We start from the raw sequence: 19,344 nt of genomic DNA, 5'->3' as shown, positions 1-19,344 counted from the left end.
GCGTTACTCGAAGGTCCAGCGACATTCATAAATGCGATTTTCATCTGGATTGACGACCGACCAGCCAATTAATGAGCCATAAGGATGATTGATGTTATAACGGGGATTCATCAATCGTGGTGCTTCACTTCCGTCGATGGGATAGCTCAACAGACTATAGGTATGGTAAGGACGGTCTGTGGGAAACAGCAGCCAGACGGCAATCAAATCTGTTTTCGTGTGCAGTCGGAACGGTGCGCGTGCGGAGTTGGGGTAATCGAGCAGGACTTCCATTTCTATCGTCGTAGATTCATCCGGGGGGAGTTCGGAGACATCGTAATCGAACTCGTAGATCCTCCGTTTCTGGCCATGGAGATCGACGGGATTCGTTATGCGGGTGATGCTGCACTGTAATCGATTGTGGGGTTGCCGAAACTGCATTTTCTGGTCTCGTACAGGCACTTGAAATACCAGGTGTCCGTCACCCTTGTAGGTGGGCAGTTTCTTAAATGTGATTCGGTCTCTGAGATAAATGAGTCCTCTCTGCTCCTCTGTCTCTGCATCGGGATTCCAGTGACGTAGATCGATGATCCGGTTGTGCTCGAGTACTTCAAATCCTGCATAACTGACCTGGGAAGGATCGGGTTTTTCCTGGACCGCCGCGCTCACCCAGTTCTGCGTGGGATCGATGGTGACCAGGTCGAGAATCTGATGAATGTCGTTGTCACCCAGCTTGATCGCAGTGATGATCATCTTCTGCGTCTGCGAGATCTGATAAAACTGGTAGAATTTATATGGAGCCAGAATCAAGATGACGAAGGCAATGGCAACATAAATGTAGCTGGGCCAGTCCAGCCAGTCTAACAGCGTTCCCCAGATCCGACGTCTGCTCGACTTGCGTAATTCCCGGGAGATCCGCGTTGCATGTGCTGGTTCGTGGCTGCCCGGTTCTCTTGTTTCTGCCGCGAGAGGAGATTCCGCCAGTTTCAGCTTCGGGCCCCAGGGGGGGCAGGCGGGTAATTCCTGATCGCCAAAGACTTTTTCCTGGCGGCAGACATTCCGTGACACTTCGTACCCATGCATCGCGAGGGCCGTCACTTCGAGATTTGAGAAATGATCGAGGTCCGTGCGGATTCCCTGAACTTCCGCCTGGATCACAGGATGCATGGCCGTCGGATCATCCTCAAGTTCGACCATGTTCGTCATGGGGAAGAAGACGAATCCGGGCGTCGAATGAAAGCGTTCCTGTTCCAGTTGCCAGACCCGGTCCATGGAGATTTCAGACGCACGCACCATCTGACCGACAAATCCCAATGCCCCCTCTGTCAGAATCTGAAACGGCTTACCCGCATCACTGACAAAAACCTGATCGAAACTGGCACCGTGATCCTTTAGCCAGAAAAACGTACGGAGGCCGAGGTTGTCATAGACGCCTCCGTCGGTAAAGTACTCTGTCGGAAATTCTCCTTCCTGCACCCCGAGGTCTTCTGCGTTGATCTCTGCCGGGGGGAAGAATCCGGGAAATGCAGACGAGGCACCCACTACTTTGGGGATGCCTGCCATTTCACCGGGAATGTGCCTGAAGGACGTATTACCGTCATCGCTCCGTGTCTGGATATACAGTCCGTTTCGATTGAAGACAGACATCCCGCCGCTGCTGACATTCGTCGTCAGGATGTGGAGCATCGGCTGCTCGGGGAGTTCGTAGATACAGCGATCCCCGTAGAGCCGGTCTCGATAGTAGCGTTCCAGAATCGCATTGGGGGTGATGTTGCGGGAATTCCACAAGTGCAGTCGGGAGAGGAGACTGAGCAGTGCCTGCAAGGGCATCCGGCGGACGATGTGATTACGAACGTCGAACTGGATCAGTTCGATCACTTCCTGGGCAGCGGCATTAAAACTGTCCTCGTCACCCGTATAACGATCCCAGTTCAATGCCAGATGCGCCGCCAGGATACTGCCGCCTGAGACCGAGGCAATATCTGTGACCTCTTTCAGGGCCCCGATATCCCTCAGGAAGCGGACGACTCCCAGGTGATACAGCGTGGCACGAAAACCACCTCCAGAAAGTGCGAGACCATACTTGGGCATAACTCTGTCACTTCCCTCAGCTATCCAGGTCGAGGAGCAATCTTGTTGCCCCCGACAGAGGTTTCGTCACTGGTTGTCCGATTTGTCACGGAATGTCTTGTCGCTCAGCCACGCGTGGCATTTCATTTATGATAAACGCACTCGAGGCAAAAAACAAAAGTTAATTTCACTCATTCATGGAAGCTGCTCTGTACAAAATACAGAGGGCTATCCATCCGGATGGAGAGTTGGGATGGCCAATCTGAAACGTTCTCTTTAGACTGAGATCACTTGAAATGGCACTTAACAGATCTCTCGATCAGAAAGCATGAAGTTGTGTCGGAATACCACGTCCTCACTGTGATTGCTGCTTTCGTGTTTTTCTATAGCCTGTTCGCTTCGAAGCTGGAAAAAACCTCTGTCAATGGAGCACTGGTCTATGTGTTTTGCGGGATGCTGTTTGGCCCCCATGTACTCAATGTCGTCGACTTGAAAGTGGATGGGGAATCTCTCAGCGGCCTGGCCGAGATTGCACTGGCGATCTGCCTGTTTACCGATTCCTCGAATGCGAATTTAAGTATCTTACGTCGAGTCGAAGCGATTCCCACCCGGCTGTTGTTAATCGGTTTGCCACTGACCATCCTGCTGGGAACAGCTATTGCCTGGCTACTTTTCGGCAAGCTTGATTTTTTTGAAGTAGCATTGATTGCAACGATGCTGGCCCCCACTGATGCGGCATTAGGCAAAGCGGTGGTGACAAATCCAGCCGTCCCCGGGAAGGTCAGGGAAAGCCTGAATGTCGAGAGTGGTTTGAATGATGGGATCTGCGTGCCGGTGATCCTGTTTTTTATCGCCATGCTTGCTGAGACGCCGGAAGCTTCCACACCCGTCCATCTGGTTCTCAAACTGACACTTGAAGTCATCGGCATTGGTGCTGTCGCTGGTGCGATTCCGGCGCTGGTTGGCGGATTTGCACTCCGTACCTGCGCCAGTCGTGGCTGGGTCTCCGGAACCTGGTTGCAGATCCCCATCATCGCCCTGGCTCTGTTCTGTTATGGTCTGGCGCAATGGATGGGGGGGAGTGGCTTCATAGCCTCTTTTGTGGGAGGTCTGTTGTTTGGCGCTTTTACCCGAGAACACAAAGCACAATTTCTGGAAGCGGCAGAAGGTTCTTCCAATGCGGTCGCGATGATTACCTGGTTTGCCTTTGGAACAGTGATCCTGAACCTGTTGAGCGTTGAAATGAGCTGGCAGGTACTGTTATATGCGGTACTCAGCCTGACTGTGATACGCATGCTGTCCGTTTATCTCTGTCTGCTGGGAAGCGGACTCCGAAATGACACGCTGCTGTTTATCGGCTGGTTCGGGCCGCGAGGATTGGCCAGTATCGTCTTTGTCGTGATGGTTGCCGATCAGAAATTGCCCGGCAATGGCACTATCGTCGCCGTGGCTGTCTGGACGATTCTGTTGAGTGTCATCCTGCATGGACTCTCCGCCAACCGTCTTTCGATCATTTATGGTAAGCGGATACATGATTCGAATATCTAATGCGTTTTTCAGGTAGTGCCAGTCTGAGATTCCGGCGTTTCCTGATCAATCACTTTGACGGTGTCTGCCAGCGCTCGCGTCGCCACCGCCACTGTGACACCCGTAAAAATGATTCCCACAAGGCCGATGGCCACGCTCAATACACGTCCCCAGGTCGTGACTGGTGTGATGTCTCCATAGCCGATTGTCAGTCCAGTAATGAAAGAAAAATAGAGCCCTTCGCCCAGACTGACATTTTCAAGATACGAGATCAGGAAACCACCGGCTATGATCATGGTGATTAAGCCAATCAGGATTTTATGAACATAGTAGGTGTAGCGAAAAAAATAACGCTGAAAAATAAAGAAGGGATTAAGTGACTGGGGCATAGGCTGGGTTTCCGTTATGTGAAAGTTGGAATAGATGCCTCAGGCTATCATGGTAATTCTTTGAATGATAGTACCATTTGAATCGAATTGTAGGAGACAGAAACCAAACCTGGCTTAATGACTTAACAGTTTCATATCTTTTCTCAATTGTCCAGATATCGCTATTATCTGCATTTAAGTTTCTGATGGACGATCCTGATTGCTGGATGGTACAGTTTATTTACTGAGACTGACTGTTGCCGGGAGGTTTGTTGTTTCGAGCCTCTGTGTTGAGTTATTCAACCACTTCAGACGAGGTCGCCGCTATGAAGAGTCTTGAGACTTCATCAACCGATGACCTGCAGGGGCATGTTTCCGACTGGCCTGTGACAAAATCGCGACTGGGGTTACCTCATGCGTGGGCCTGGGGGATCATCGCGGTGATAGCCCTGGTGCTGGGGATTGGCTGGCTGGTGGCGGCGAACGCACAGAATGTCAATCCGATATTCACCATCGGCAGCGGTCTGGGCTTTGTTTTCTTCGCGTTTCTCGTGCTGCTGTTGCTTCCCTACCAACTGGTGAATCGGCGCTTCCTCCACGCGACTGAAGCGGTGCTGCCTGAGGTTCCCCGTACGCCGCTCTTGATTGCGACCCCCTGCGCCAACGGCGCGATCACCCATGAACTGGAGCAGACACCGTCGGGTATTGTGCTCAAGCCCCTCGATAATCCGTATGGAAGGATGCTCTGGTTTGGCTGTTTGTGGCCTCTGTTTACGGGAGTGGTGATGATCGCACTGGTCTGGACGCATGCCACGTTCGCGGATCTGGCGCTGTTCTGGAAGGCATTCATTGCCTTGGACCTGTGTCTGACTGTTGTGATCTATATGTGGTTTGTCCGTCGCGCATTTCGTGATCCGCCGCAAGGACTTGCCACGGTCGAAATCGATCAACTGGAAAAGACCTGTGTCATGACGAGTGCTGATGAATCGATTTCGCTTGATGTAGATCAGATTATTGCCGTGCAACTCTGTGCCGCCTGGCTGAAGATCGAGGATCTCGATCATCAGGACGAGGACTACGACAATAAACATATGCGGGCGGAAATCGAACTCAACCTGGTCTGGCGGGAGCGTCCGGTTATCGAATCAGGAATCGAGCGCATCAACCTGCTGCACCTGACAGGGGAATTTCAGAAACTGGTTCCGCTGGCGCGCCTGCTCGCGGATGTTTTGGGTGTGCCGTTACTCAATCATGCGACGTCCTCACACTGGCGGGCAGAACACAGGTTAGCGAAGGATCGGCCGTATATCGCTGTGGGGCGTGCCCGTCGATACCCGGCGGGTTGAGGAATCTGGTTCCCTTGGAAGTCTGACTCGCAATCAAGGTCGTTAATCGACCAGGCATACAGACAGCCAGTTATTGCTTACCTGATTTGTTTGCCTCACTTGAGCTTTCTGCGATACAGCGGAGTAAAGAATCAAAGGTTCCGTCCAGGGCTTTCTGTCTGTGGCCGGGGATCACGATGTCGAATTCGTGGCTGAGCCGGAACAGGACATCGCTTAAGTCGATTTCAGAATCGGCATAGAACAGGTTGTCGGTCGGAATTAATGCACTGAGGTCACGACCATAGGCTGCTTCTAATGAAGAACGCAGTCGAATGACTAATGCTTTGGGGATATGAGAATCAGCATAGAACGTGTCGTAGAACTCGTCGTCATTCCGTGGGGGACGTTGACGCAAATTTCGAAGGAATTCGCGTTCTTCGCGGCAGGGGAATAAACGTGGTAATGTCAGTTCAGGAGGAATTCCTGTTTGCAGCCATTCAATGGCGACGACAATACAGACGGGGAGATCGAAGAACAACACGGCAGTAATGATGCTGAAAATAATGGAGTAATGTTCTTTCGAGATGGGAGACCAGAACCAGAGGACAGCTACGAGACTCAATCCGAGCCCCGCAATGATAAAAGAGATGAGTGCAACGACAGTCTGATAGCGATCATTGTGCAGCGAAGGTGAATCAGCTTGTGAGTCCGATGGATCTTGCATAGCCGGCGTGGTTTCGATTCTGTGAATCACAGGTGATTTTCCTGCCTGGTCTCAGGTGGTACCTGAAACAGGATTTCCTTCAGTTTAACAAGCTTCGTCTGACAGAGTGAGTTTCACTATTCTCAAATTATGAGTTTGGTTTCTAGATCTGCGGTGCTGTGGAACGTGGTTACAAGGCTGGGTAAGTATTTGTTTACAGGTTATTGCGGAGTCGGAGGCTGGGGGATATGATGGGAACAGGCAGGGCAAGATTGGGGGATTGCACAAAGTAGCTATGCTTTCCGGATGACTGGAGGCTGGTGAAGGCGGTCGCCCTTTACTGATGGCAAAACTGTTACCGACTTTGAGTTCCCTTTTTAAGACCCATCAGGAGGTCCTCACATGTACCGTTGTCTGATTATTGTATTTATATTCGCCGCTTTGTCTGTCGCCTGTATCGCAGAGGCCCAACAGGGAAATCGGCCTGTCGCGCGTGAGCAATGGCGGGCGATTTATCTCCGGGGCAAAAACGTGGGATACGTTCACGATGCGGTTGAAACCGTGGACCGGGACGGAAAACAGGTCGTCGTAAATTCGCATACTTCTGTGGTGAGCGCTTCCGGAAATCCTGACGACAGTCGTGCCAGAGTGACGATTCAGACTGATGAAACCGTCGATGGCAAAGTGCTGGGGTATCGTTACCAGGCACAGAATCCGCCGCTGGTCAATGTTCTCAAACAGGGACTTGTGACCGATGGTCAAGTACGAATTCAGACAGAAACGAATGGCCAGACGGTGACCAAAGTCAGACAGATACCAGCTGACGTGAAAGGTCCGGCTTATGCCGACCGGCTGATGTTGGATCAGCCTATGAAAGCGAATGAATCGAGGGTCATCACCACGTTCGATCCCAGGTCTGCCCAGGTCGACACAATCCGTTTTGAAGCACGTCAATTTGAAAACGTGTTGCTGCAGGATGGTAAAGAGCGACGCCTGTTGCACGTGGTCGTTTCACACAGCATCACTCCCAGCCTTGTCATTCATGAATTCCTCGACGAAGCGGGTGAGACCTGGAAAACGACGATTCCTGCGCAGGACATGGTCGTCTATACCACGACACGAGACGCAGCGATCAAGCTGTTCGGCGATGTCGAAAATCCCTGAGCGGCCTGTGAGCAATTCCTCTCCGAGCCACGCTTTGAACAGCGTGGTTTTTTTTATGCCTGTGTTCTGCCAACAACCTTGTATATGTCATGCTCATTTCCCTGTCTGGATCAGCAGAGGAGTCGCATTCTTCCATTTTCGAATTGCAATTCGATTCTGCCGCGATACAGTAAATGACAGTGACATATACGAATGTATTGGCGGTGCGTCTGCAGGATTCGGTTCTGGAAATTAAAGGATGAATACTGATGCAGAGAATATTCTTCTTTCACATGTTGTTTCTGGGTTGCTTATTCCTGGTTGATCCGACGGCTGGGGTTGCTGCTTCCGCTCCCGGCTGGTCTCCTCTGCAGGCCACGGGGGAACCGAACGCACTTAAGGCCGGTGATCAGAAGACCGCCTGGGCTACGCTGGCGCAGGATAAGGGAGCCGAGTGGCTTCAGCTGGAGTACAAGACCCCCGTTGAAGTAAAAGCGGTGCGGATCTATGAGAACTTTAATCCCGGTGCAGTCACTAAAGTGACGGCGTCGGACAAGAGCGGAAAGGAAGTCGTGATCTGGGAAGGGCAGGAAACAATCAAGCCGGCGCCGACTGTTTTCGAAGTGAGCGCCAACTCGAAAGTGGTTTCCAAGTCGCTCAAGATCTATCTCGACACACGACGCGTCAAAGGCTGGAATGAAATTGATGCGGTCCAACTGGTAGGCAGCGATGACAGCAAGCAGTGGGCATCGCAGGCATCGGCCAGCAGTTCGTATGCAGAGCGCGGAGGCTCTCAGGAAATCACATTGGCAGCATTGCCTCCCTCAGTGGTCAAGACGGTGCCCCAGGCGGGCAGTACCGATGTTGATCCGGGGCTGAAAGAAATAGCGGTCACCTTCAGCAAGGACATGATTACCGAACGGATGTGGGCCGTCGTGCAGATCTCGTCGGAACACTTTCCCAAGGTTGGCAAGGGAATTCATTACCTGGATGACAAACGCACGTGTGTGATTCCCGTCGATCTGGAACCAGGCAAGACGTACGTGCTGTGGTTCAATCGGGGACGCTTTAACAGTTTTCGCGATACTGAAAATAACCCCGCGATTCCTTATCTGCTCGTGTTCAAAACACGATCTGAATGAGCTGAGACTGAGATTCATTTAATCGAATTAATCAGTCTGACATGTGTGAACTTTGATAAGTCCATAGCTCGCTGCTAAAGCGGAGAACGGACTCTCTTATCCAGAACGGGGGAACGGGACGGGAGTGCAAAACAGTCCTTAAAGCTCATTTTCTGCGCAGTTGAATCTCAACATTGCAGAATATTTTTTTAATGGGGGAATTTCCCCATTAAATTTTTGAACGAGCAGACAAATACTATTCAGATCATTTCTTGCGAGTAGGGGGTGGAAATCTATCTGCCCCGTATTTCGTAGTCAAAGTATCACCATTCATTTCGCTCAAAAATTGAAGAACAGTCTGTTCTACCCTGATTCGCAATGCACCAGATCCAGCTCATTCTGCATGGAAATTCTTCCCCGGGAAAGAAGCCTTATCTGTTCCCGATACCCGGGGACTATGTGCATTTATTGCGAAGCTATCAGGTACATCTGGGCGAACACCTGCAGACTCTGATCCAGGTTGATCAGCAGGAAACACCGACCATCGCGGTTTTGAATTCGACCAGCGCGCGGGACCGGGAATTTTTCCGGGCCCTTCGATCCGATTTGATTGAGCTGACCGATCAGCTGGAGCCGGTTCAGGCATCAGAATCTTCAATAGATTCCCTGTCGATGAGGAACCGGTCGAGTTTGAGTGCTGCTGAGCAGGAGACGCTTCAGCAGTTCATCGAGTGGTGTGAAGAAAATCATCGCACTCTGATCACGATTTTATTCGATAACGATTTTTTTAATATTACCTGATTATATTGTCTTATTTTTTATTCAGCGGAGTTTGATTGTGGATCCCCACTTCCAGGTGTTAAGACTGCGTACGCAAGTCTATTTTTCTACGTTAAGAGAGTTACCCGAACAGCAGAAGCAGGAACCGGTCGATATTGTCACGGCGTCCAATTTTAATCACCTGGTCGATGATCTCTCGTCGTTTGCCCCCTCGATTGAGTCAGCCTTACCCGCAAAAATTGACATCGAATCGTTGAAGCAGGAGCCGGTCAGTTACCGCGTTCTGGAAGAGCTGGAGAGTGAGATCCTCGAACTGATGCCTGAAATGAGATAGTCGGATTCAGACCACTTCGGTTACGGAGGAAGTAACGTAAGCTGAAAATCGGACCGTTGTCAGATGGGAGGGGACAGCTATAGTCCTCATATCTAGGTACAAGAACCGATTTTCAGGAGCTGGATATGTTTAGCTGGTTGCGACGCGATCCCCGGAAAAAACTGGAAAAGGCTTACGCGAAAAAAATGGAGCAGGCCCGTGATGCACAGCGGAATGGTGACATTCAGGGGTATGCCAGCCTGGTCGCTGAGTCGGAAGAGATCCTGCAGGAAATTGATCGCCTGACAGCACAGCAGGTCGGTTGACCAGCCACGCGAGGTGACTGGTCAACGAGTAACTCAGGCGATGATTTCCTGAACGACGTTACCGTAGATGTTGGTCAGGCGGAAGTCGCGGCCGCCGAAGCGGTAGACGAGCTTCTTGTGATCCAAGCCGAGCAGGTGCAGCATGGTCGCGTGCAGATCGTGCAGGTGGACTTCTCCCTCGACGGTTTTATAGCCCAAGGCATCGGTGGCACCGTGGGTAAGTCCCCCTTTCGTGCCACCGCCGGCGAGCCAGGCGGTGTAGCCCGTGGAGTTGTGATCGCGGCCCAGGGTCTCTTTGCCGGAGAGGATCTGGGTTTCGGGCTGGCGTCCGAATTCACCACTCCAGAGGACCAGCGTTTCATCCAGCAGGCCGCGCTGTTTGAGGTCGGCCAGCAGAGCGGCGATCGGTTTGTCGATCGTCTCGGCTTTCGATTTGAATTTGTCGAGACCGCTGTGGTGATCCCAGCCGGTGGTACTGACTTCGACAAAGCGGACGCCGGCTTCGCTCAGACGACGGGCCAGCAGGCACTGGCGGGCGAAGTCGTCGGTGGATTTCTCGTCGACGCCGTACATGTCGAGCGTGGCTTTCGACTCGCGGCTGAGGTCCATGACCTCGGGAACAGCGTCGCGCATCTGTTCGCTGAGGTTGAGCGAGTCGATCACGCCGCGGACGTCCGCGGTCTGGCCCAGCAGTTCCTCATTCATTTTCTGCGCGAGGGCCAGGGCGGTGCGTTCCGGGTTGGCGGCCAGACCGTGCTGTGACTGCAGGTTGCTGATGGACGCGGTCTTGATGGATTGACCGGACCAGCCGAGCCGCGTAGCCTGGAAGGTACTGGGGAGAAAGGCACTGCCGTAATTTGCGGGACCGCCGAAGGTGCGGGTCGGCTTGATGGTGAAGAAGCCGGGCAGGTTCTGGTTTTCGGTGCCCAGTCCGTAGAGTACCCAGGCACCCATGGAGGGACGCTGGAATTTGAACTCGCCGGTATGCAGCATGGGGATCGCGATGGGATGGGCGCGACTGGGACCGGTCATCCCGTTGAGCATGCAGAGTTCATCAGACTGTTTCGCCAGGTGCGGGAAGGCTTCCGAAATCCACATGCCACTCTCGCCGTGCTGTGCGAAGTCGTACAGCGGGGCCAGCAGTTTTCCCTTGTTCTGGCCCTTCTTACCGCCGTTGGCTTTGAGCTCGGGCTTATAGTCGAAGGATTCAAACTGCGAGGGGCCGCCGTTGATGAACAGAAAGATGACCCGCTTCGCTTTGGGGGTGAAGTGAGCGATGCGGGGAGAGAGCAGACCGGCCTGGCTGGTCTGAGCAGTGAGCCCGGTCAAAGCGAGTCCACCGACACTGCAGCTGGCCGCTTTGAGCCATTGACGTCGCGACAGTTGTGTATTTGCTGTTTCGTGTTTCATCGGAGGTGATCTCCTCAATATGTTTTCCAGGAAGGAGTGGGGAGGGAGGATTTAACGGGCATCGACCAGGAACCGGAATTCCGCGGTCATGAACAGGGTCTGGAACCAGGCGGCCCAGGCGTCGACTTCAACGGTTTTACTTTGGGGATCGCTGGACTGGCGCACCTGTTGCACGAGTTGCAGGGCACCAGTGCGTTCTTCCGGTGTCGGTGTGCGACCCAGAGCACGACGCATGGCGAGGTCAACCCGGGCGACATCGTCTTTCAGCTGCTTATCAGCCAGCAGTCTGCGGGCGGCGTGTTGGGCCTGATCGGTGATGAACTGCGAATTCCGCAGGTAAAGGGCCTGTGCGGGGACATTCGTGACGGCCCGGGTTCCGCTCACCAGACTGGGGGAGGGGAAGTCAAACAGGTCAAACAGTTCGGGAACGTAGTCGCGGACAACCGGCAGGTAGACGCTGCGCTGGTTGCTGGGGGGCTGCAGTTTTTCCAGGGGAATGCTGCGGGCCAGCTTGTCGCCCAGTGGGGTGACGGTTGAGCCATTTGGGCGGTCGATGATGAGTTGGCCGCTGACAGTGAGAATCGCATCGCGAATTGCTTCGGCTTCGAGACGACGCGGTGTGGCCCGCCAGAGTAGATGGTTTTCGGGATCGATTTCCAGGTTGGTCGGGTCGGGCGTGCTGCTCAACTGGTAGGTGCGGCTGAGCACGATCTGGCGGATCATGCGTTTGGTGGACCAGCCTTCCTGCATGAACTTAAGGGCCAGGTCGTCGAGCAGTTCTGGATGGCTGGGCTGTTTGCCAATCAGGCCGAAGTTGTCGACGGTGGGCACCAGGCCGCGTCCGAAGAGATGGTACCAGATGCGGTTGACCATTACGCGGGCGGTGAGCGGGTTCTGCTCACTGGTGATCCATTGGGCCAGTTCCAGACGTCCGCTATGGCCGGCGGGAATCTGCGGCGTGTTGTCGATCTGGATGGCACTCAGGAAGCCGCGGGGAACGACGTCCCCTTTTTCGCGGAAGTCGCCCCGCACGGCGATGTAAGTGTCGGCGGGTTTCTTGCGGTCCCGGGCGGTCATCGCGTACTGCGGCCGAGGGGCGGGATTCTTTTTGAGTTCGGCGATTTTGGTTTTCAGCGTGGTGACTTCGGTGGTCAACTGAGTCACCTGAGCGTCGGCTTTCTCGAGTTCCGCTTTTTTCCGATCGACGTCGGCCTGGGATGGTCCCTTGAGGGCATTGGGATTCTTGGGATCGACAACGGTGGTGGCGACCAGCTGTTCGTACTTCTGATGTGCAGACGCAGCGAGCTTTTGAGCGTCCTGTGCTTTTTTCAGGGCTGCCGTCTGTGTGGTCAGTTTCTTTTCAGCTTCCTGCAGCTGTTTCTCATACGCTTCGGCAGCGGCGTGCAGGGCCGGTCCGTTCTCGCCGAGGGGGAGCAGATCGGTGGGGGTATTGCTGTATTTCTGCTTGATCGTGCCGTACATCGGTTCGGTGCTGAGGAAGATCCCCGCCAGAGAATAATAGTCGGCGGTGGGAATCGGATCGAACTTGTGGTCGTGACAGCGGGCACAGGAGACAGTCAGCGCCAGCGTGGCCCGGCAGACGGTGTTGATCTGATCGTCGACAATATCCATGCGGAATTCGGTTCCGCTGGAGTTGTGCCGTTTGGGACCGAAGGAGAGCATACTGGGGGCGATGTTGCGGGCTTCGATCTCTTGAGGAGAATCATGGGGTTGGGCCGGCAGCAGGTCTCCGGCGATCTGTTCCCGCAGGAAGACATCGTAGGGTTTATCCTGGTTAAAGGAGTCGATGACGTAGTTGCGGTAGGGCCAGGCATGGGGGTAGGTGAAGTTGAACTCCATGCCGCTCGATTCCGCGAAACGGACGACGTCCAGCCAGTGACGTCCCCAGCGTTCGCCGAACTGAGGGGACGCGAGCAATTGATCGACGAGCTTTGCGAGAGCGTCGGGTGATTTGTCCTTCAGGAAGGCGTCGATCTGCTCGGGGGTGGGGGGCAGGCCGACCAGATCAAAGTAGACGCGGCGGACCAGCGTCAGACGGCTGGCATCTTCGACCGGCTTGACGCCTTTCTGTTCCATGGCGGAGAGGGTGAAGCCATCGATGACCGCGTCGCGGGGCCATTCGGTCTGATTGACGGCAGGGGGTGCGACTTTGTGGGGCGGTACGAAGGCCCAGTGATTCTGAGCTTCCTGGTAACGTTGTTCTTTGAGCGTGGGGCCGGTTTCTTTGCGGGTGTCGGGGCAGCCGAGTTTGATCCAGGCTTCGAACGCGTTGATGACCTCGTCCGAGAGTTTTTCTTCGGGGGGCATGCCCGAGACGCCGTCCTCATGACGCAGCATGCGCAACAGAGAACTGTGTTCCATATCGTGGGGTTTGATCATCGGTCCGGTATCACCGCCACGCAGCATGCCGGAGGGGGAGTCGAGTTCCAGGCCGCCTTCGATGCTCTCGCCGGTTTTGGAATGGCATTCGTAGCAGTACTTGACGAGCACCGGTTCGATTTTGGATTCGAACAGCTGCTGGCCCTTATCAGAGGGCGTGGCTGCAGAGGCCGGAAAAGCAGACACGGCCAGTGTGAGTGTCGAAACGAGATAAATCAACCAACGGTTCATCATCGCCGCCTTTCGTCATGTCTATGGTGGGATAGAAGCGGGCTGCCGACATGGAAGCAGACCACTTTTCAGGTGGGATTTCGCATTGTTATGAGGCTGCCGGTCAGCACCTCCGGCAGTCTCATGAATATTTATTATAAACAATAAGATCTATATGTCCATAATATCGTCGCGATTTGGGGGAAAAATCGAAAAAATGACCGCAAAAAGGGATGATTTCAGTAAATTAAAGGGCGATTTGGTAAGGATTTACTACCACGAAATGCACGAAAGACACGAAACGGTCTGGTTGGGTTACCGCTCTTAAGTGAGTGTTTGGGGGGGGGGGCGGATTCCGCCTGATTGCAAAAAACTGGAGCTAAGTGGTTTGCTGAAAGGTGAATGACGTTTTCAATCACGGGGCAGGGAATCGGGCTTTGGTCATCGCACCGTAGCCGGGACGCCAGCGGCTTTTGATTTCGACCTGACCGACGAAATCCGCTTTGCCCAGCTCGGCTGTGTAGTCTTGCTGGAGCTTGCTGTTCTGGTCGATATAGAGTTTGAGCAGGTAGCGGCCGGGGGGCAATTGTTTGTGGTTGATTTGCTGAGCCCATTTGCTGTCCCGCGGTGCGGTCAGGCTGAGTGAATGTTGCCAGAGATTTTTTGGTCCGAAGATCGGGCGGTCCGAAGTCGCGACCCGGTAAGGAGACCAGCCTGTGTCTGTGGCTCGGTAGAGGTCAACCTGTAACAGCTGCTTGTCAAACTTCGCCGGAACGCCTTCCAGTTTCAGCCAGATGTCGGTGACTACGGAGACTTCGTTGCCTGGTTTGGGGAGTTGATTTGTCTCGGCATATTTGCCCTGCACGATGGCCGCATAATCGTCGATGAAACGGCGAAACTGTTTGTAGCTGCGATCGCCGACGACCATCTTCTGTCCGCCGCCATGTTCGACCTGAAGGGTGGGCTTTTGCAGTAGCAGGCTTTGTGCCGGCTGGTCGGTATTAATCAGGTCTGCGTCCCGCAAGTAGTTCAATGTCGCCTGGGGATCGTTGAGTATGATCCACGAAACCTGGTCGCCGTGTTTTTTCACCTGTTTCTGATTTAGATCCGGGGAATGGCAGGCGGCACAGCGACCGACCTCGGTCCAGATATTCTCGATGAAAGAAGCGAGCACCCGGTCCTGGCGGGCGTGGCGGATGACTTCCTCCGGCAGTTGTGGGCCAATCGGTTTCCCTTTGCTTTTTTTAGACAGCAGTTGAGGATCTTTGACCGCAGTCTGAATCCAGGCGCGAAACGCTTTGTATTCCTGCTGACGGATTTTTTCCGTGATGAGGCCCGGTTGTGGGGGGCGTCGGCTGATGAATTTCAAGAGTTTCGATTCGTCCGGCTGTTGAACATTGATCATCCCTGCGGAGACCAGCGAGGAGAAGGTTTCCAACTGGGTGGGACGAATGTAGTCTTTGAGATCGACGCCACTCAAATGGCATTCCGCACAGCTCGAAGGTTTGGGAGACTGCAGCAGCGGTAGAATGCGTTTTTCAAAGAGCGCCAGCGATGCTTCTGTTGCTGTCGGCTGTTGTTGCGTATTGGCAGGAGACTGCTTCCCGGGTGGTTCAGAGGCTGCTGCAGCTGAGTGAGAGTCGGTATTTTGGCCGCAGTTGAAGAGGATCACTGACAGGGCCAGCAAGACTGGTACTGGCCAGTGACGGACTGACGGACAGAATGAGCCGGACATGCAATGCTCCTTGTATGTGTGATCTGCTTATCATAAACGTTCCGCAGATCTGACTGCAAATACTAAAGAAATGAAAGATATTCAAATTGAATGGAGCAGGGAACGGGATGAGAGACAAGCCTGCTGCCAGCAGGTACAATCGAGGGCTCATGGTTATCCGCCTGACCAGCGGTCGTTCCGGTAGAGATCGTCCGTTTTTCCATGCTTACATTGAAAAGGATCCGTCTGTGAAATCATTCCAATTTGCTGCAGCAGTGTTTGTCCTGTTCTGTTCTTCGCTGGTCTGGGCCGATGAACGGGGGACGTTGATTTTCGAAGATGATTTCGAACGGAGTGAATCACAGGAGCAGAAGGATGAGATCGGCAAGGGCTGGGGGACGAATAGTCGCAGCCGGGCGAAGGGGAACAAACAGGTCGACCTGCGTGACGGTGCGATGTATATCTACATTCATGAGACAGCCGACCACGCCGTTTCGGTGACGCATCCTGCCGAATTCAAGAATGGCGCGGTTGCCCTGCGGTTCATGCTGGAAGACCCTAAAGACAGCCTGGGACTCAATTTTGCGGATCTCAAATACAAACCGGTACACGCCGGCCATCTGTTTGTGGCTAAGATCAGCCCCAAAAATCTGATGATCACCGATCTCAAGACCGGCAACATGGATCTGAAAATTCGCGATCAGCGGAAAGCGGGTACTCTGTCTGAGGAACATAAAGAACTGCTCAAGACCAAAACCAAACGGTTCCCGCTCAAGCTGGAGACCGGCAAGTGGTACGACCTGCTGGTGAATGTGGAAGGGGACCGGCTGACTGTTTCCATCGACGGGAAAAAGGTCGGCTCTTTTGCCTCTGAGGGGATGGCCCATCCGACCAAGCGACTGCTGCGACTGGCAGTGCCTCGCAAGGCAGTGGTGGATGACGTCAAGATTTATTCCCGCGGAGAGAAGTCGTAATTCAGGCTGGATGAACCGGTTCCGGTGAGAGGGATTCTCGGGGAAAGTCGCCCTTTGTTTTAGGGGCATCCCCGGATTCCGGGCAAGTCCGTTCTTGACCCACAGTGAATTTCTGACGATAATTAACAAATCAACCCGCGCTTATGTACGGTTGATGTTTAGAGTCTCATTCCTGCAATCCCGCGAGTCCCTCCATGAACCAACGACCGTCCCGCATCATGACCGACTGTTCCGGAATCACACGTCGCAATTTCGTGCAGGCGGGCGCATTGGGGGCAGGCGGTTTGTGTCTGGCGGATCTGCTGAAGCTCAAAGCGGAAGGGGCTGTTTCGTCGAAGCAACAGGATACCAATGTGATCCTGTTCTGGTTGAGCGGCGGTCCGGGGCATATGGAAACCTGGGATCCCAAGCCCGAAGCACCTGCAGAATACCGGGGACCCTTTCAGCCAATCGCGACCAGCCTGTCGGGAGTCCAGTTCAGCGAACTGATGCCGGGACAGGCGAAACTGGCCGAGCACCTGGCTGTGCTGCGAACCGTGAATCACGGGACCGGCGATCATACCAAGGGAAATCACTGGATGTTGACCGGCTTTGAAGGTCCTGCCTTCAACGCACCCGACAATCGGGTGCAGCGACGTCCTTCGATTGGCTCCGCGGCTTCGTTCCTGCGAGGTGCCCGGCAGGAAGGCATGCCCCCCTATGTGGGAGTGCCTCACCTTCGTGGGGGACCGATAATCTGTTTCATTATTCTTCGTACATTGGCGGGGGTTCGATCCGTTTATTGTCAATTCCGATCCGAATACTTCGAGCTTCAGCGTACAGAACCTGACCCTGGCTCGCGGCCTGACGGTCGATCGACTGAAGAACCGGCAGGAACTGTTAAGTTCGCTCGACCAGCTGCCACGTCGACACGAGAAGCTGATCCGCGACCTGGACGAGCACCAGCAGAAAGCATTTGATCTGCTGTATTCGAAAGGGGTTCGCTCTGCGTTTGATATTGAAGACGAACCGGCGGCGGTTCGCGACAGCTACGGACGGCATACGTTCGGGCAAAGTGCACTCCTGGCGCGGCGTCTGGTGGAGCATGGTTCGACGTTTGTGACCGTCAACTGTGTCCCCTGGGATCATCACGGTTCCGCGGGACGACTCCGCACGGAAGAAGGGGCCCGCAAACTGATTCCACCGCTGGATGCCGCGATCTCCGGATTGATTCGGGATCTGATCGACCGCGGTCTGTATGAGAAGACACTGGTGGTGGCGATGGGCGAATTTGGACGCACGCCCCGAATTAACCAGCATGCAGGACGCGACCACTGGGGGCGAACCTTCAGTGTGATGATGGGCTGTGGCGGAATGCGGATGGGACAGATCATCGGCCGTTCCAGCAGCCGCGGTGAAGATGTCGTCGAACGTCCGGTGGGGCCGCAGGATGTTGCGGCGACAATCTACCGGCATCTGGGCATCGATCCCCAGCGTGTTATTCTCCGCGATCGCCTGGATCGCCCGATGCCTCTGCTCGATACCGGGGAACCGGTTTCCGAGCTGTTTGGCTAACCGACGTCCTTCTGAGAGAGCGCTCATGCAAGAATCATCGGGCGGTATAACCCGCATAACCGGACCCCGATTCCCGGCTGAAAATACTCGACATAGCGATAATCGATTATATAATGAACTTATGAATGTCATCCTGTGCCGTCCTCCAAATTCCTGCCTGCTCAGCCTCCTGTGCGTCCTGTTTTTGATGGGATGCGAATCTAATCAACCAGCCCCCACTAAAAAAGCCGGGGAGACACTACCGGTCTTGAATGTGGAGACACTGACCGTTGCCGAGCAGACCTGGCCACGCATTGTCCGCAGCCAGGGGAGTCTGTTTCCTGACGAAGAGGCGACGCTGGGGATCAAGGTAGAAGGCCGCGTTTCCGAAGTACACGTTGATCTTGGAGATGTTGTTGAGGTCGGTGATCCATTGATTACGATCGACCAGGAAGATTTCAAACTCCGCGTCAAGCAGGCAGAGGCACAACTGGCGGCAGTTCGTTCGGCCGTCGGGTTGAAGCCGGGAGACCCGCTTGAAAAACTGGTACCCGAAAATTCGCCCCCGGCCCGTGAGAAAAAAGCCGAGTGGGATGAGGCGACCGCGAACCTGGAACGGGCGAAGACGCTGTATAAACAGAATGTGATGGGCCAGGCCGAGTTCGATCAGGTCGTGTCGTTCGAACAGGTGGCCCAGGCCCGCTATGCCTCCGCTTTGAACGGGGTCCGCGAGAAAATGGCTAATATCACCGTGCAACAGACGCAACTGGATCTGGCACGGGAAGACTTGAAGAACACCGAACTGAAAGCCACATACCCGGCCGTCGTGCAGAAACGCCTGGTTGCGCCCGGGAGTTACATTCGCATGGGTGATCCACTGCTGGTGCTCGTGCGAATCGATCAGCTCCGCTACCGGGGAACGGTGCCCGAGCGTCTCTCGACCCAGCTTGAAATTGGTCAGCCGATCGAATTGAAAATTGAATCGGTACCACAGCGGACTTCCAAAGTGACCCGCATCAGTCCGTTCCTGGATCAGTTGAGCCGTTCATTGCTGTTTGAGTCGCTGGTCGAGAACCCGGATCGGGAATTGCGGGCCGGCCTGTTTGCCGAAGGACGGATCATCGTCGATCCCGATCAGAAGGCGATAGTCGTGCCGATCTCGTCAGTCGTGCAGTTTGCGGGGACAGAAAAAGTCTGGAAAGCCGTGGATGGCACCGTGAAGATGCAGGAGGTCCTGCTGGGAGAACGACGCGGTGATCAGATCCGAATTTTAGAAGGACTGCAGCCGGGTGATGTCATTCTGCGTACCGCGAAGGAAGGACGTCCCGGAACACTGTCTGCCGCGGAGCCACAACCCTCGGCTGCCGAACAGACCAAAGCCAAAACATAATTACCGGCGGGTCTGCCTGATCCGTCTTGTGAAGAAAGTCGCCGCAGCCTGATGTAAA

17 protein-coding genes are annotated in these 19,344 nt (G+C 54.2%); 11 read left to right on the top strand and 6 right to left on the bottom strand.

From position 1 onward, the window contains the following. Nucleotides 1-3 precede the first annotated feature (3 nt). Entirely contained in the window at nt 4-2,070 is a 2,067-nt protein-coding gene (locus F1728_RS05715) for a patatin-like phospholipase family protein (protein WP_155363296.1), read from the bottom strand. Between the two features lie 315 nt (nt 2,071-2,385). On the opposite strand from F1728_RS05715, the gene F1728_RS05710 reads away from it, so the two are divergent. Further along, nucleotides 2,386-3,597 carry a cation:proton antiporter gene (locus F1728_RS05710; RefSeq protein ID WP_155363295.1) on the top strand — a complete coding sequence of 404 codons (1,212 nt, stop codon included), beginning with the start codon at nt 2,386-2,388 and terminating at the stop codon, nt 3,595-3,597. Nucleotides 3,598-3,605: 8 nt separating this feature from the next. On the opposite strand, the gene F1728_RS05705 is transcribed toward F1728_RS05710, so the two are convergent. Next, complete coding sequence (locus tag F1728_RS05705; RefSeq protein ID WP_155363294.1) at nt 3,606-3,965, bottom strand: potassium channel family protein; 360 nt, start codon at nt 3,963-3,965, stop codon at nt 3,606-3,608. 305 nt (nt 3,966-4,270) lie between these two features. Here F1728_RS05705 and F1728_RS05700 point away from each other — a divergent pair, with 305 nt between their 5' ends. Further along, nucleotides 4,271-5,290, top strand: a complete 1,020-nt coding sequence (locus tag F1728_RS05700) for a hypothetical protein (protein WP_155363293.1) — start codon at nt 4,271-4,273, stop codon at nt 5,288-5,290. A 70-nt stretch (nt 5,291-5,360) separates the two neighbouring features. On the opposite strand, the gene F1728_RS05695 is transcribed toward F1728_RS05700, so the two are convergent. Continuing rightward, on the bottom strand, nt 5,361-6,023 hold the full coding sequence (locus F1728_RS05695) for a hypothetical protein (protein WP_155363292.1): 663 nt from the start codon (nt 6,021-6,023) through the stop codon (nt 5,361-5,363). 351 nt (nt 6,024-6,374) lie between these two features. On the opposite strand from F1728_RS05695, the gene F1728_RS05690 reads away from it, so the two are divergent. From F1728_RS05690 to F1728_RS05670, 5 genes are all read left to right on the top strand, one after another. Then, a complete protein-coding gene (locus tag F1728_RS05690; protein ID WP_155363291.1) occupies nt 6,375-7,136 on the top strand; it encodes a hypothetical protein in 762 nt (253 codons plus the stop codon). Nucleotides 7,137-7,384: 248 nt separating this feature from the next. Further along, nucleotides 7,385-8,257: an Ig-like domain-containing protein gene (locus F1728_RS05685; protein WP_155363290.1), complete on the top strand. Its 873-nt coding sequence runs from the start codon at nt 7,385-7,387 to the stop codon at nt 8,255-8,257. A gap of 357 nt (nt 8,258-8,614) precedes the next feature. Then, complete coding sequence (locus tag F1728_RS05680) at nt 8,615-9,037, top strand: hypothetical protein (RefSeq protein WP_155363289.1); 423 nt, start codon at nt 8,615-8,617, stop codon at nt 9,035-9,037. A gap of 37 nt (nt 9,038-9,074) precedes the next feature. After that, a complete protein-coding gene (locus tag F1728_RS05675) occupies nt 9,075-9,350 on the top strand; it encodes a hypothetical protein (protein ID WP_155363288.1) in 276 nt (91 codons plus the stop codon). A 125-nt stretch (nt 9,351-9,475) separates the two neighbouring features. Further along, entirely contained in the window at nt 9,476-9,655 is a 180-nt protein-coding gene (locus F1728_RS05670; protein ID WP_155363287.1) for a DUF6435 family protein, read from the top strand. Between the two features lie 33 nt (nt 9,656-9,688). On the opposite strand, the gene F1728_RS05665 is transcribed toward F1728_RS05670, so the two are convergent. From F1728_RS05665 to F1728_RS05655, 3 genes are all read right to left on the bottom strand, one after another. Then, on the bottom strand, nt 9,689-11,065 hold the full coding sequence (locus F1728_RS05665) for a DUF1501 domain-containing protein (RefSeq protein WP_155363286.1): 1,377 nt from the start codon (nt 11,063-11,065) through the stop codon (nt 9,689-9,691). A 51-nt stretch (nt 11,066-11,116) separates the two neighbouring features. Next, nucleotides 11,117-13,699, bottom strand: coding sequence for a DUF1553 domain-containing protein (locus F1728_RS05660; protein WP_155363285.1), 2,583 nt, complete (start codon nt 13,697-13,699; stop codon nt 11,117-11,119). A 391-nt stretch (nt 13,700-14,090) separates the two neighbouring features. Continuing rightward, nucleotides 14,091-15,410 carry a hypothetical protein gene (locus F1728_RS05655; RefSeq protein WP_155363284.1) on the bottom strand — a complete coding sequence of 440 codons (1,320 nt, stop codon included), beginning with the start codon at nt 15,408-15,410 and terminating at the stop codon, nt 14,091-14,093. Between the two features lie 278 nt (nt 15,411-15,688). Here F1728_RS05655 and F1728_RS05650 point away from each other — a divergent pair, with 278 nt between their 5' ends. From F1728_RS05650 to F1728_RS05640, 4 genes are all read left to right on the top strand, one after another. Then, nucleotides 15,689-16,363, top strand: a complete 675-nt coding sequence (locus F1728_RS05650; protein WP_145193738.1) for a LamG domain-containing protein — start codon at nt 15,689-15,691, stop codon at nt 16,361-16,363. Between the two features lie 194 nt (nt 16,364-16,557). After that, the gene (locus tag F1728_RS32100; RefSeq protein WP_261344513.1) at nt 16,558-17,322 is read left to right on the top strand and encodes a DUF1501 domain-containing protein; all 765 of its coding nucleotides are present in this window, start codon (nt 16,558-16,560) and stop codon (nt 17,320-17,322) included. Beyond that, nucleotides 17,207-17,917, top strand: coding sequence for a DUF1501 domain-containing protein (locus F1728_RS32095; protein WP_315853529.1), 711 nt, complete (start codon nt 17,207-17,209; stop codon nt 17,915-17,917). The genes F1728_RS32100 and F1728_RS32095 overlap by 116 nt, the downstream gene beginning before the upstream one ends. Nucleotides 17,918-18,038: 121 nt before the next feature. After that, nucleotides 18,039-19,286: an efflux RND transporter periplasmic adaptor subunit gene (locus F1728_RS05640; protein ID WP_194242698.1), complete on the top strand. Its 1,248-nt coding sequence runs from the start codon at nt 18,039-18,041 to the stop codon at nt 19,284-19,286. Nucleotides 19,287-19,344: the final 58 nt, after the last annotated feature.

Origin of the sequence: Gimesia benthica, assembly GCF_009720525.1 — a bacterium.
In the GTDB taxonomy this organism is placed as follows: domain Bacteria; phylum Planctomycetota; class Planctomycetia; order Planctomycetales; family Planctomycetaceae; genus Gimesia; species Gimesia benthica.
Note: the sequence above shows the minus strand (reverse complement) of the source record. Positions and strands in the feature narration are given on the sequence as shown.

What these genes read in the sequence shown, in the direction of transcription:
- F1728_RS05715 (WP_155363296.1), bottom strand. Translation starts at nt 2,070, where the DNA reads ATGCCCAAGTATGGTCTCGCACTTTCTGGAGGTGGTTTTCGTGCCACG.
- F1728_RS05705 (WP_155363294.1), bottom strand. Translation starts at nt 3,965, where the DNA reads ATGCCCCAGTCACTTAATCCCTTCTTTATTTTTCAGCGTTATTTTTTT.
- F1728_RS05700 (WP_155363293.1), top strand. Translation starts at nt 4,271, where the DNA reads ATGAAGAGTCTTGAGACTTCATCAACCGATGACCTGCAGGGGCATGTT.
- F1728_RS05690 (WP_155363291.1), top strand. Translation starts at nt 6,375, where the DNA reads ATGTACCGTTGTCTGATTATTGTATTTATATTCGCCGCTTTGTCTGTC.
- F1728_RS05685 (WP_155363290.1), top strand. Translation starts at nt 7,385, where the DNA reads ATGCAGAGAATATTCTTCTTTCACATGTTGTTTCTGGGTTGCTTATTC.
- F1728_RS05680 (WP_155363289.1), top strand. Translation starts at nt 8,615, where the DNA reads ATGCACCAGATCCAGCTCATTCTGCATGGAAATTCTTCCCCGGGAAAG.
- F1728_RS05670 (WP_155363287.1), top strand. Translation starts at nt 9,476, where the DNA reads ATGTTTAGCTGGTTGCGACGCGATCCCCGGAAAAAACTGGAAAAGGCT.
- F1728_RS05665 (WP_155363286.1), bottom strand. Translation starts at nt 11,065, where the DNA reads ATGAAACACGAAACAGCAAATACACAACTGTCGCGACGTCAATGGCTC.
- F1728_RS05660 (WP_155363285.1), bottom strand. Translation starts at nt 13,699, where the DNA reads ATGATGAACCGTTGGTTGATTTATCTCGTTTCGACACTCACACTGGCC.
- F1728_RS05655 (WP_155363284.1), bottom strand. Translation starts at nt 15,410, where the DNA reads ATGTCCGGCTCATTCTGTCCGTCAGTCCGTCACTGGCCAGTACCAGTC.
- F1728_RS32100 (WP_261344513.1), top strand. Translation starts at nt 16,558, where the DNA reads ATGAACCAACGACCGTCCCGCATCATGACCGACTGTTCCGGAATCACA.
- F1728_RS05640 (WP_194242698.1), top strand. Translation starts at nt 18,039, where the DNA reads ATGAATGTCATCCTGTGCCGTCCTCCAAATTCCTGCCTGCTCAGCCTC.